We start from the raw sequence: 12,587 nt of genomic DNA, 5'->3' as shown, positions 1-12,587 counted from the left end.
CGGGAGGGGTGACCGACATGGGTGCTCCGGATTCGTCGGGGTGGTACCGCGGGCGGGCGTGCGTGATCGCGCCCGCCCGCGGAGTCGTCAGCCGGCCAGCGTGCTCTGCAGGTCGGTGATCATCTGGTTCCACGTCGAGACGGGCTCGGCGCCGGAGATGATCTGGGCCTCAGCGGCGTTCCAGAGGTCCCACACCGAACCCATCTCGGGGATCGAGGGCATCGGGACGCCGTTCTGCGCCGACGAGAGGAAGCCGGCGATGATCGGGTCGGATGCCACCTCCTGACCGAGCGAGGTGTATGCGGGGATGCGCGGGTCGGCCTCGTAGAGCGCGCGCTGCGCGTCCTCGGTGCCGAGGTAGTTCACGAGGAACTCGGTCGCGAGCAGGGAGTTCTTGCTCTGGGCGCTCAGGTAGAAGCCCTGTACGCCCACGAAGGGGGCCGCGGTCTCGCCGCCCGCGCTGGGGATCGGGTTCACCGCGACATCGATGCCCTCGAACGAGCTGATCGCCCAGGGTCCTTGAACGGTGTACGGAGCCTTACCGCTCGCGAACAGCTCGTTGTTGATGTCGTAGTCGATCGTGGTCGAGAGATACCCGGTCTGTCCGTTGGTCGACAGCCACTGGGCGAATCTCTCACCCGGCGCCCCTCCCATGCCCACCTCGGACGTGTACGAGCCGCTGGCATCCTGAACGAACACGGGGGCGCCGAACGAGGTCTGGAGTCCGTACATCGTGTACCCGTCGCCGGTCTCGCCGGCGGTGTTGATGACGAACGGGCGCTCCGCCCCGGATGCCAGACCTCGCTGGATCATGTCGTCCCACGTTGCGGGTGCCTCCGTCCCCACCAGGGCGGTGTTCTGGACCAGGGCGACCGTCTCGAGCGAATACGGCAGGGCGTAGAGCTGCCCGTCGTAGGTCATGGCCTCGAGAGCGACGGGCTCGAACTTCGAGGCGGTCTCGCCGAGGTCGATCGTGTCGACGACGCCGGCGGCGACGAGGGCACCGAGCCAGTCGTGCGCGCCCACGGTGATGTCGGGCCCTTCGCCGGTGGGCACCTGGGCGATGAAGTCGTTGCGCAGGTCCTCGAAGTTCTTCTGCACGAGACGCACGGTCGCGCCCGTCTCCTCCTCGAAGGCCTTCGCAGCGTCGCCGATGGCCTGCTCGCGCTCGGCGTCGGTCCAGACGACGATCTCGGGCCCGTCGCCGCCCTGGGCGGTGTCGTCGCCGGAGCCGCCGCCGGAGCAGCCGGTCAGGGCGAGGGCCGAGACGGCGAGGATCGCCGCTGAGCCGAGGATCGCGCGCCGGGGTGCTGTCATGCGCATGGGAGGTCCCTTTCTGTGCGACCGCAGCCATTGCGGTCGGGTCGGGCGACCGCGATCGTCGCGGTCGGGTCGTGCGGGGTCGCTGTCCTCGCGGCCCTCATCACCCGGACGCATCGGTGCGGCCGGGTGTCGTGCGGGGTCGGGTGCCGGCCCGTCAGACCTCCTCACGTGCGGTGCGGACGACGGCGACGCCGCCCGCGGGAACCGTCAGCGCACCGCCGGTGGAGGCGCCCGTGAGGAGCTCGGTGCCGTCGAGGAAGAGGTCGACGGCGTCGTCGCGATGATTGACGACGAAGGTGAAGTCGTGGTCGTCGGAGCGTCGGACGACCACCTCGCATCCGGCCGGGAGGAGGGATGCCGAGACCCCGGCGTCGGCATAGGCGGCAGCCATGACCTGGGCGAGGCTGTCGGCATCCAGGCTCGTCGACACGTACCAGCCGGTTCCCGCGCCGTACGCGTGGCGGGTGAGGGCGGCGCGCCCGGCGGCCGGACCGTCGATGTAGCGGGCCATGATCTCGGCACCGTCGACGAGGAGGTCCTCCGCCCACGCGCGAGCCGTGAGGGCAGCGCCGTCGGCTCGTTCGAGCGTCGTCGTCTCGCCTTCGCGCAACGGCAGGAACTCCTCCACACGCACACCGAGCACCTCGGCAAGGGGAGCGAGGTAGCCGCCGGGATGCACGGCGTCGTTCTCGTCGACGATGCCCGAGAAGAAGGACACCACCAGCGTGCCGCCGCCGCGTACGTAGGCGGCGAGGTTGTCGGCATCCGCGGTCGACAGCAGGTACTGAGCCGGGACGACGACCAGGCGGTAGCCCGACAGGTCGTGTCCGGGCAGCGCGAAGTCGACGGTGATCCCGTCGCGCCAGAGCTGCTCGTAGTACGCGCGCACCTGCGCCTGGTGGGTGACGTCGACCGAGGGACGCCACTCGAGGTCCTGCGCCCAGAACGACTCGAAGTCCCACAGCACCGCGGCCTCGGCCTGCACGCGCGCCCCGCGCACCTCGCCCAGACGGCCGAGCACGTCGCCGAGATCGACGACTTCGCGCCAGACGCGGGAGGCGGTGCCCGCGTGGGGGAGCATCGCCGAGTGGAACTTCTCGGCGCCGGAGCGCGAGGCTCGCCACTGGAAGAAGAGGATCGCGTCGGCACCGCGGGCGAGATGCGTGAGTGAGTTGCGGGCCATCTCACCCGGGCGTTTGGCGACGTTGCGCGGCTGCCAGTTCACGGCCGAGGTGGAGTGCTCCATGAGGATCCACGGGGCGCCCCCGCCGACCGAGCGCGAGAGGTCGGCGGCGATCGCGAGCCCCACGTGCCCTTCGGGGTCGGCGGCCCACAGGTAGTGGTCGTCGGAGACGATGTCGACCTCTCTGCCCCATGCCCACAGGTCGGTGGTCCAGCTCTGATTCGCCATGAAGTTGGTCGTGACGGGTTGCGCGGCCTGCTCGCGGATGGCATCCCGTTCGACGCGGAAGCAGGCGCGCAGCTGGTGGTCGGTGAATCGGGCGAAGTCGAGGCGCTGCGCGGGGTTGACGACGCTCGGAGCGTCGGCGGGGGCGCCCACGTGCTCCCAGTCGCCGTAGTGCTGGCCCCAGAAAGCGGTGCCCCACGCCGCGTTGAGGCCGTCGAGCGAGCCGTACCGTTCGCGCAGCCAGTCGCGGAAGGCGGCGACCGAGGCGGGGGAGTAGTCCTCGCCGACGGGCACGCCGTACTCGTTGTGCACGTGCCACATGACCACAGCGGGGTGCGCGGCGTAGCGCGCGGCGAGTGCGCCGGCGATACGGGCGATCGCCGCGCGGTAGGCGGGGGAGGAGGGGGATGCCATGCCCCGCGAGCCGAAGCCCATCGTGCGGCCGTCGCGGGTCACCACGCGTGCCTCTGGGTGGGCGTGGAAGAACCAGGCGGGCGGCGACGCGGTGGGCGTGCCGAGATCGACGTGGATGCCGTTGTCGTTCAACAGGTCGAGGAGGTCGTCGAGCCAGGCGAAGTCGAAGACGCCCTCGCTGCGCTCGATGAGGGCCCACGAGAAGATCCCGACGCTCACGAGATTGACGCCGGCTTCGCGCATGAGGCGCACGTCCTCGTCCCAGACCTCGCGGGGCCACTGCTCGGGGTTGAAGTCACCGCCGTACGCGATGCCGTCGAGAGCGGGCCAGGGGGTAACGCGGGTCATGACACTCCATCGGATCTTCGTGCGGCCCTGACTGGGACCGGTCACAGCCTCCGTTGCCTCGGCCGCGCAATGCAACCTCGTCCCCTCCTTCGTTATCGAACTGTGACCGGTCCCAGTCGGCCCGCGTGGCACGACCGGAGACGCACGCGTGGACAGATAGCATTCCGGCATGGAACCGACCCCGACGGCTCGTCGTAAGCCGACGATTCGCGATGTCGCGGCCGCCGCCGGGGTCTCTCGCGGCACCGTGTCACGCGTCATCAACGGCGGCCACTGGGTGTCGCCGGATGCCCGCATCGCCGTCGAAGAGGCGATCGAGCGCACCGGGTACACCGCCAACCACGCGGCGCGAAGCCTTGCGACGGGTCGGTCCGGATCGCTCGCCTTCCTCATGACCGAGCCGCAGCACCTGCTGTTCGACGACCCCACCTTCGCGCTCCTCCTGCGCGGCGCCGCCGCGGCGCTGTCGGAGCGGGGGATGACCCTCGTCCTCCTCATCGCCGGTACACCGGCCGAGCGCGCCACCGTCGAGCACTACGTCCGCGCGGGCCACGTCGACGGAGTGCTGCTCATCTCGTCGCACGAGGCCGATCCGCTCCTGGACTCGTTGCTCGAGGCCGGAATCCCGACCGTCTCGTGCGGCGTCCCTCTCGGCCATCGCGCCGAGGTGCTGAGCGTCTCGGTCGATGAGAGCGGTTCGGCGCGGGAGATGACCGCCTACCTGCGCTCCCGCGGGCACCGCCGCATCGCCATGATCGCCGGACCCGACGACACCCCCGGCGGCCGCTTCCGGTTGGTCGGCTTCCGCGACGAGATGGGCTCCGACTTCGACCCGGCCCTCGTCGAGAGGGGCGACTACTCGTCGGACTCCGGGGCCGCCGCGATGGCACGCCTGCTCGAGAAGGCCCCTGACATCGACGCCGTCTTCGCCGCGTCCGACTCGATGGCGGCGGGCGCGGTGCAGACGCTCCGGCGTGCCGGACGTCGCGTGCCCGAGGACGTCGCTGTGGCAGGTTTCGACGACTCCGGCCTGGCGGCCACGCACGAGCCCGCGCTCACCACGATGCGCCAGCCCTGGGAGCAGCTCAGCGAGCGCATGGTGACCCTGCTGCTGGATGCCATCGCCGGACGGCCCGCCGCCCCGGTCGTCCTCGCGACCACTCTCGTCCCGCGCGACTCCGCGTGAGCGGCCCGTCGTCACGCGACCGCCGGGGTCGAGCGCGCCCCCGTAGAATCCTGGGGTGACTTCCGGCCGATCCTTCTACATCACGACGCCGATCTATTACCCGAGCGACGTCCCCCACATCGGCCACGGCTATACGACCGTGGCTGTGGACACGCTCGCGCGCTGGCACCGCCAGGCCGGTGACGACACCTGGATGCTGACCGGCACCGACGAGCACGGCCAGAAGATGATGCGTGCCGCGGCCGCGAACAACCACACCCCGCAGGAGTGGGTCGACAAGCTCGTGGGCGAGTCGTGGTTCCCCCTGCTGAAGACGCTCGACGTCGCCAACGACGACTTCATCCGCACGAGCCAGCCGCGCCACGAGGAGCGCGTGGCCAAGTTCGTGCAGGCGCTCTACGACCGGGGGTACATCTACGCCGGCGAGTTCGAGGCGCTGTACTGCGTCGGGTGCGAGGAGTTCAAGACCGAGGCCGAGATCGTCGACGGCGAGGGCCCCTTCGAGGGACTCAAGGTCTGCGCGATCCACTCGAAGCCGCTCGAACTGCTGCAGGAGAAGAACTACTTCTTCAAGCTCAGCGAGTTCCAGGAGCCCCTGCTCGAGCTCTACAAGACGGTGCCCGACTTCGTGCGCCCGGAGTCGGCGCGCAACGAGGTCGTATCGTTCGTGAAGAACGGCCTGAAAGACCTGTCGATCTCGCGGTCGACCTTCGACTGGGGCATCCAGGTGCCGTGGGACGACTCCCACGTCATCTACGTGTGGGTCGACGCTCTGCTGAACTACGCCACGGCGATCGGCTACGGCACCGACCCCGAGGAGTTCGCGCGCCGCTGGCCCGCCTTCCACGTGGTCGGCAAAGACATCCTGCGCTTCCACGCCGTCATCTGGCCCGCGATGCTGATGGCAGCAGGCCTCGAGGTGCCCCGCGGCGTCTTCGCGCACGGCTGGCTGCTCGTCGGCGGCGAGAAGATGTCGAAGTCCAAGCTCACCGGCATCGCCCCGACGGAGATCACCGACGTCTTCGGCTCCGACGCCTACCGGTTCTACTTCCTCTCCGCGATCGCGTTCGGTCAGGACGGGTCGTTCTCGTGGGAAGACCTCTCGGCCCGTTACCAGGCCGAACTCGCCAACGGCTTCGGCAACTTGGCATCCCGCACGATCGCGATGATCGAGCGGTACTTCGAGGGGATCGTGCCGCCCTCGGGCGCGCTCACCGAGATCGATCGCGCGATCCAGCAGACGGTGGCGGATGCCGCGACGAACGCGGACGCGGCCATCGAGAAGTTCCGTATCGACGAGGCGATCGCCGCGATCTGGACGATCGTCGACGCGCTCAACGGGTACATCACCGACAACGAGCCATGGGCTCTGGCGAAGGACCCCGAGAAGCGCGAGCGCCTCGGCACGGTGCTGTACACGGCCGCCGAGGGACTCCGCGCGCTCGCCGTGCTGCTGTCGCCGGTCATGCCGATCGCGACCGAGAAGCTGTGGATCGCGCTGGGTGCCGCCGAGAGCATCGGCCGTCTGCACGAGCAGCCGCTGCGCGATGCCGGTCAGTGGGGCGTGCTGCGTCCCGGATCGTCGGTGAACGGGCTCTCGCCGCTGTTCCCGCGCGTCGAGCAGGCATGAGCACCCCCGTCGAGCGGCCCCGCGGCACCATTGAGGGCGGCGACCCGAGCCAGTACGTGCGGGAGCGTTCGACGGACGGCCGTCGCGACGTGAGCTACCCGCCCGCGCCCGAGCCGCTCGGCGTGCCCGTCTACGACAACCACACGCACCTCGAGATCGAGGACGGCGAGACAGGACTGTCGCTCGACGAGCAGCTCGAGCGTGCCCTGGCCGTGGGAGTGCACGGCGTCGTCCAGGCCGGCGGCGACGTCGACTCGTCGCGCTGGTCGGCATGGGCGGCCGACACGCACCCTCGGGTGCTGGCCGCCGTGGCGATCCACCCGAACGAGGCTCCCGTCTACGAGCGCGCGGGTGAGCTGGATTCCGCGATCGCGGTCATCGACGAGCTCGCCGCCGCTCCCCGGGTGCGGGCGATCGGTGAGACGGGCCTCGACTTCTTCCGAACCGACGCCGATGGCATCCCGGCTCAGATCCGCTCGTTCGAGGCGCACATCGCGCTCGCGAAGAAGCACGGGATCGCCATGCAGATCCACGATCGCGACGCCCACGACGCCGTGCTCGAGACCCTCGAGCGCGTCGGCGCACCCGAGAAGACCGTGTTCCACTGCTTCTCCGGTGATGCCGAGATGGCGCGGATCGCCGCCGACCGCGGCTACTACCTCTCGTTCGCCGGCAACGTGACCTTCAAGAACGCGCAGAACCTGCGCGATGCTCTCGCGGTGACGCCGCTCGAGCGCATCCTCGTCGAGACCGACGCGCCGTTCCTGACGCCCGCGCCCTACCGTGGCCGCCCGAACGCGCCGTACCTCATCCCGGTCACGCTCCGCTTCCTCGCGGCCGAGCGGGGGATGGATGCCGACGAGCTCGGTGCCCAGGTCGCCGCGAACACCCTCGAGGTGTACGGACCGTTCTGACCCCGGCACCGCGAAGGCCGGCACCCCGCGGGGAGCCGGCCTTCGTCATTCGGGTCGAGATCAGCGCTTCTCGTCGTCGAGACGGGCTTCTTCGGCGCGCTCCAGGCGATCCTTCTCCTTCTGGGCTGCCTCGCGCTCTTCGCGGATCTCTTCGTGCGACTTCGAGTTGTTGGTCATGTTCCGGTCCTCTCAGGCGGTTTTCTTCGGTTTGCGGACGAAAAGGGTCTCGGTCTGCTCGAGTTCCATGCCCTTGGTCTCGGGGATCTTCCACAGGACGAAGACGAACGACAGGGCGGCGAAGAACGCGTACCCGCCGTAGGTGATCGCGAGTGACCAGTCGGCCAGCTGCGGGAAGGTCCACGACACGAGGAAGTTGGCGAGCCACTGCGCACCGGCGGCGACGCCGAGCGCCTTTCCGCGGATGCGGCTGGGGAAGATCTCGCCGAGGAGCACCCACACCAGCGGGCCCCACGAGGCGCCGAAGCCGACGACGAACAGGTTCGCCGCGACGAGGGCGACCGGCGCCCAGATGCCCGGGAGCGAGACGTCCTGGCCCGAGCCGGTGGCGAACGAGAACGCCAGCGCCATCGCACCGAGCGACAGCGTCATCAGGGCCGAGCCGACGAGCAGCAGGGGCTTGCGACCGACCCGGTCCACCAGCCAGATGGCGATGAGGGTCACGAGCACGTTCGTGACCGAGGTGATCACGCCGATGAGCAGCGAGTCACCCTCGTCGAAGCCCACCGCCCGCCAGAGGCTCGTGGAGTAGTAGAAGATCACGTTGATGCCGACGAACTGCTGGAACACCGACAGGATGATGCCGATCCAGACGATCGGCTGAAGGCCCAGCGCCTTGCCGGCGATCGATGCGCCCTTGTTCTTGCGGTCGGTCTCGATCGCGCTGGTCAGTTCGTTGATGGTCTTGTCGAGGTCGGCCGGCGGCACCAGGCGCGCGAAGATCGCGCGGGCCTCGTCGGCGCGGCCGCGTGCGAGGAGGAAGCGCGGAGACTCGGGCATCGTGAACGCCAGAAGACCGTAGACGGCGGCGGGGACGACGCCGACGAGGAACATCCACCGCCAGGCCTCGAGCCCCCACCAGAGCTGGTTGTCGGCCGTGCCGCCCGCGGCACCCACGAGGAGGGCGTTGCTGAGCAGGGCGGCGAAGATGCCGAGGGTGATCGCGAGCTGCTGCAGCGATGCGAGGCTGCCGCGGATCTGCCGGGGCGCGACCTCGGCGATGTAGGCGGGTGCGACCACCGAGGCGATGCCGATGCCGAGACCGCCGATGACGCGCCAGATCGTGAGGTCCAGGACGCTGAACGTCAGTGCCGATCCGATCGACGACGCCAGGAAGAGCACGGCGCCGACCATCATGACCTTGAGGCGACCGAAGCGGTCCGACAGGGCACCGGCGGCGATCGCGCCGATCGCGCACCCGATGAGGGCGATCGCGACGACGAAGCCGGTGAGGGTCGGCACCTTCGTGTACTCGGTCTCGATCGACTGGACCGCGCCGTTGATGACGGAGGAGTCGAAGCCGAAGAGGAACCCGCCCACCGCGGCGGCGACCGAGAGCACGATGGCTCTTCGACCGAAGGGGCTCCGCATGGTGAAAGCGTTGGCGGGTATCGACTGCGTCTGACTCACCCGCTCAACGTACTCCTGTCACCCGGCGGGTGGCGGGAGGCTGACTACAGTGGAACAATGCCCGTTTCCCTCCTCGGTGCCGCCGAGATCCGCCGACTCGCCACCGAGCTCGACGTCACCCCGACCAAGAAGCTCGGGCAGAACTTCGTGGTCGACGCGAACACGGTGCGCAAGATCGTCCAGGTCGCCGGGGTCTCGGCATCCGACCGTGTCGTCGAGATCGGGCCGGGTCTCGGTTCGCTCACACTCGCGATCCTTGAGACGGGCGCCTCGGTGGTCGCGGTCGAGATCGACCACCGGCTCGCGGAGCGGCTGCCCGTCACGGCCGCGGCCCATGACGTCCCCGCCGACCGTCTCACGGTGATCGATGCCGATGCTCTCCGCGTCGACGACCTCCCGGGCGAGCCGAGCGTGCTGGTGGCGAACCTGCCGTACAACGTCTCGGTGCCCGTGCTGCTGCACTTCCTCGAGACGTTCCCGTACCTGCGCAGCGGTGTCGTCATGGTCCAGGCCGAGGTGGGGGAGCGCCTCGCCGCCCCTCCCGGCTCCAAGGTCTACGGCGCCCCGAGCGTCAAGGCCGCCTGGTACGGCGCGTGGCGGCTGGCGGGCACGGTCTCGCGTCAGGTGTTCTGGCCCGTCCCGAACGTCGACAGCGTGCTGGTCGCTTTCGAGCGGGATGCCGAACCCCGCGGCACCGAGGAGCACCGGCGACGCACGTTCCAGATCGTGGATGCCGCGTTCCAGCAGCGGCGCAAGATGCTCCGCCAGGCGCTGTCCGGCGTTCTCGGTGGAACCGCGGCCGAGGCCTCGCTCCAGCTCGAGCGGGCCGACGTCGACCCCACTCTCCGCGGCGAGCAGCTCACGGTCGACGACTACGCGCGTATCGCCGCCCTCTGACACACCCGCGGCGCCTGGACGCCCCCAAGCCTTCGCCGCCGTCCCGCGGTGCCGCCGTCCCGCCGTCCCGCGGTGCTGGTTCATCTGCATGATCGATGGGGCGCGTGAAGCCTCCTGAGGCGACTGGGCGTCGCGCGAAGCGATCGCTCCTGCATCCTGACCAAGGCAGCCGCGCCGCGCCCCGGGCGCAACGAAACCGGGCGAAATTCTCACCGTGTTCATCGCGCGTTCCTGAAACATGCCTGTAACATTCCAGGGCAAGCCGGGAGCATCACGCCGGTCACGAGGTCGTACCCGACGACCCGAGAGGAACGAGATGCGTTACGCCGAGTACCCCCGAGCCGAGAGGGTGCTGCTGCACCTGAGCGACACCCACCTGCGCGCCGGCGGAGCGCCGCTGTACGACCGGGTCGACTCCGAGGCGTACCTCGCCCGGGCGGTCGCCGCGATCGAGGCATCCGGGGTCCGTCCCGATGCCCTGGTGTTCACCGGAGACCTGGCCGACTTCGGCGAGGGCGACGCCTACGACCGCGTCCGCACGCTCGTCGAACCGCTCGCGGAGCGTCTCGACACGCGCGTGGTCTGGGTCATGGGAAACCACGACGATCGCGCCACCTTCCGCTCTCACCTGCTCCCCGACGACGACGCGGCGCCGACCGCTCCCGTCGATCGCGTCGACGAGTTCGACGGGCTGCGCATCATCACGCTCGACACGTCGGTCCCGGGCTTCCACCACGGCGAGGTGACGCCCGCCCAGCTCGAGTGGCTCGCCGACGTCCTCGCGACGCCCGCGCCGCTGGGCACGATCCTCGCTCTCCACCACCCGCCCGTGCCGAGTGTGCTCGATCTGGCCGCGTCGGTCGAACTGCGCGACCAGCGCAGCCTCGCGGCCGTGCTGCGGGGAACCGATGTCCGAGCGATCCTGGCCGGGCACCTGCACTACTCGACCTTCGCGACGTTCGCGGGCATCCCGGTCTCGGTCGCCTCCGCCACCTGCTACACGCAGGACCTCATGGTCCCCGTGGGCGGCACGCGCCCGCAGGACGGTGCGCAGGGCTTCAACCTCGTGCACATCTACGACGAGACGATCGTCCACTCGGTGGTGCCGCTCGGCGGTGCCGAGGAGCTGCAGTACGTCGATGCCGCCGAGTCGCAGGAACGCCTGCGCGCGGCGGGCATCGAGGTCCCGGCGAACCGCGGACTCAGTGGGCGGGTGTCGCCGCCGACGACGCCGTTGCCGGTTCTGCGCTGACGCTCGTCTTCTCCCACGGCGCCGCGATCGGGAAGTAACGCTCGAGGCACGCGCGGAGCGCGGGCACCCGCACCTCCTCGGGGATCTCGGGCACGCTTCCGTCGTTGAGGCAGAACATGTCGGTGTCGCGGCGCGAGACGAGTCGCTCCATCGTGCGCAGGGAATCGAGCTGCGTCGTCTGGACGTAGCGCGTGCGCGGCTCGGTCGTGACGACCGCCCGGCCCGTGGCCAGCGCGTAGTAGTGGTAGAGGCTGTTCGTGACCGAGATGTCGGTGGCCGAACGGAAACGACTCGCGGCCGTCCGGGCGTAGTCCTCGGCGAACTCCTGCTCGAGCTCGAACGCCACGGAGCGCCGCAGCGGCGTCGCGCAGTGCTCGAGGTCGAGCGTGATCACTCGGCCGAAGCGCTCCTTCAGGAGGGCGCGGTTCACGCGCAGACCGTTGTCGTGGCCCGAGCGGTCGATCTGCGGGGCACCGCTTCCGATCCGGATGCCGCTCTCGACGAAGCGGCTCACGCCACCCCCGCTGAAGAACAGTTCCGGGGTCACGGGGCGACCGAAGAACATGTCGTCGTTGCTGTAGAGGAAGTGCTCCGCGAGACCGGGGATGCGGTGCAGCTGCGCCTCGACGGCGTGCGAGTTGTGCGTCGGAAGCACGGAGGGGTCCGCGAAGAACTCCTCGCTGCGCACGATCGTGACCTTGGGGTGGTCCGCGAGCCACTCCGGGGTCGGGGAGTCGGTCGCGATGAAGATGCGGCGCACCCAGGGCGCGTACATGTGCACGCTGCGCAACGCGTACCGCAGTTCGTCGACCTGGCGATAGCGGGCGGCGTTGTCGTCGCCGTCGCCCACGACGTAGCCCTGCATGCGCGCGGCGCGCTGCCGCTGGAACTCGCTCGACGAACCGTCGACCCACGAGAACACCATGTCGATGTCGCCGACGAACTCTTTCGGGTGCGGGTCGAACATGCCCGCAACGGTCTGCCACCGGCGGCCGTAGCGCTCGACCTCGACGAGGTCGAGGTCGGCGCGGGCGAACCGGCGACGGGTGAGGGCACTGGGGCGCGGGGCCTCGATGGTCTTCTCGCCGAACCGCCAGAACTCCAGCCGCGGAGCGAGGGCCGCGCCGTAACGGTACGAGCCCTCGGTCGAGGTGCGCGGACGGAAGACGGCGTAGGCCTCGATCGAACCGGGGGAGGGGGCGACGCTGTGAGAGGGGACCGGGTCCTCGCCGCGCGCCTTGAGGTAGATCGGGCCCAGCTCGGGGTCGCGCAGAGCGGCGAGAGCGGCATCCGCGTCGACCGTGTCGACGACGAGCTTCGGCCGCCGGTTGGCGTCGCGAACGAGCATCACCGAGACGCCGGCGGCTTCGACGGCCTCGGCGACGGTCAGCAGGTCGTCGCGCTCGGCATCCGAGGGGGTGGACGCGTCGTCGATGACGTGCAGGATGCCGTCCAGCATCCGGATGTCGGACCGGGAGAGGAGTGCCCGCCAGGGATCCGTATCGATCGGAAGGGGAACGATCGAGCGCATATGCGGCCTCCTCGGGGTCGATGGTGGATCCGTACAC

Annotated in this window: 9 protein-coding genes; 5 read left to right on the top strand and 4 right to left on the bottom strand. The window is 69.8% G+C overall.

The window, feature by feature from the left end; genetic code table 11:
* Window positions 1-87 precede the first annotated feature (87 nt).
* Entirely contained in the window at window positions 88-1,323 is a 1,236-nt protein-coding gene (locus NS283_RS14025) for a sugar ABC transporter substrate-binding protein (RefSeq protein ID WP_058597477.1), read from the bottom strand.
* A gap of 154 nt (window positions 1,324-1,477) precedes the next feature.
* The gene (locus tag NS283_RS14020) at window positions 1,478-3,493 is read right to left on the bottom strand and encodes a beta-galactosidase (protein ID WP_058597476.1); all 2,016 of its coding nucleotides are present in this window, start codon (window positions 3,491-3,493) and stop codon (window positions 1,478-1,480) included.
* A 169-nt stretch (window positions 3,494-3,662) separates the two neighbouring features.
* On the opposite strand from NS283_RS14020, the gene NS283_RS14015 reads away from it, so the two are divergent.
* Genes NS283_RS14015 through NS283_RS14005 form a run of 3 tightly spaced genes read left to right on the top strand, consistent with a single transcriptional unit; the run spans window position 3,663 to window position 7,223 of the window.
* Window positions 3,663-4,679 (top strand): LacI family DNA-binding transcriptional regulator, encoded by a 1,017-nt coding sequence (locus tag NS283_RS14015; RefSeq protein ID WP_058597475.1) that lies wholly within the window; start codon window positions 3,663-3,665, stop codon window positions 4,677-4,679.
* A 55-nt stretch (window positions 4,680-4,734) separates the two neighbouring features.
* Window positions 4,735-6,309 carry a methionine--tRNA ligase gene (gene metG, locus NS283_RS14010; RefSeq protein ID WP_058597474.1) on the top strand — a complete coding sequence of 525 codons (1,575 nt, stop codon included), beginning with the start codon at window positions 4,735-4,737 and terminating at the stop codon, window positions 6,307-6,309.
* The gene (locus NS283_RS14005; protein WP_058597473.1) at window positions 6,306-7,223 is read left to right on the top strand and encodes a TatD family hydrolase; all 918 of its coding nucleotides are present in this window, start codon (window positions 6,306-6,308) and stop codon (window positions 7,221-7,223) included. Before metG ends, NS283_RS14005 begins: the two co-directional genes overlap by 4 nt.
* A gap of 189 nt (window positions 7,224-7,412) precedes the next feature.
* On the opposite strand, the gene NS283_RS14000 is transcribed toward NS283_RS14005, so the two are convergent.
* Window positions 7,413-8,831: a sugar porter family MFS transporter gene (locus NS283_RS14000; RefSeq protein WP_241492254.1), complete on the bottom strand. Its 1,419-nt coding sequence runs from the start codon at window positions 8,829-8,831 to the stop codon at window positions 7,413-7,415.
* Window positions 8,832-8,927: 96 nt separating this feature from the next.
* On the opposite strand from NS283_RS14000, the gene rsmA reads away from it, so the two are divergent.
* Window positions 8,928-9,767, top strand: a complete 840-nt coding sequence (gene rsmA / locus NS283_RS13995; RefSeq protein ID WP_058597471.1) for a 16S rRNA (adenine(1518)-N(6)/adenine(1519)-N(6))-dimethyltransferase RsmA — start codon at window positions 8,928-8,930, stop codon at window positions 9,765-9,767.
* Between the two features lie 316 nt (window positions 9,768-10,083).
* Window positions 10,084-11,019: a phosphodiesterase gene (locus tag NS283_RS13990; protein ID WP_058597470.1), complete on the top strand. Its 936-nt coding sequence runs from the start codon at window positions 10,084-10,086 to the stop codon at window positions 11,017-11,019.
* Here the strand turns inward: NS283_RS13990 and NS283_RS13985 are convergent.
* On the bottom strand, window positions 10,970-12,550 hold the full coding sequence (locus NS283_RS13985; RefSeq protein ID WP_058597469.1) for a stealth family protein: 1,581 nt from the start codon (window positions 12,548-12,550) through the stop codon (window positions 10,970-10,972). The two genes, NS283_RS13990 and NS283_RS13985, sit on opposite strands and share 50 nt — an antisense overlap.
* Between the last annotated feature and the right edge of the window lie 37 nt (window positions 12,551-12,587).

The sequence above is a fragment of the Microbacterium testaceum genome, from assembly GCF_001476285.1.
GTDB classification, from domain to species: Bacteria; Actinomycetota; Actinomycetes; order Actinomycetales; family Microbacteriaceae; genus Microbacterium; species Microbacterium testaceum_B.
This window is presented reverse-complemented; position numbering and strand designations above follow the sequence as displayed.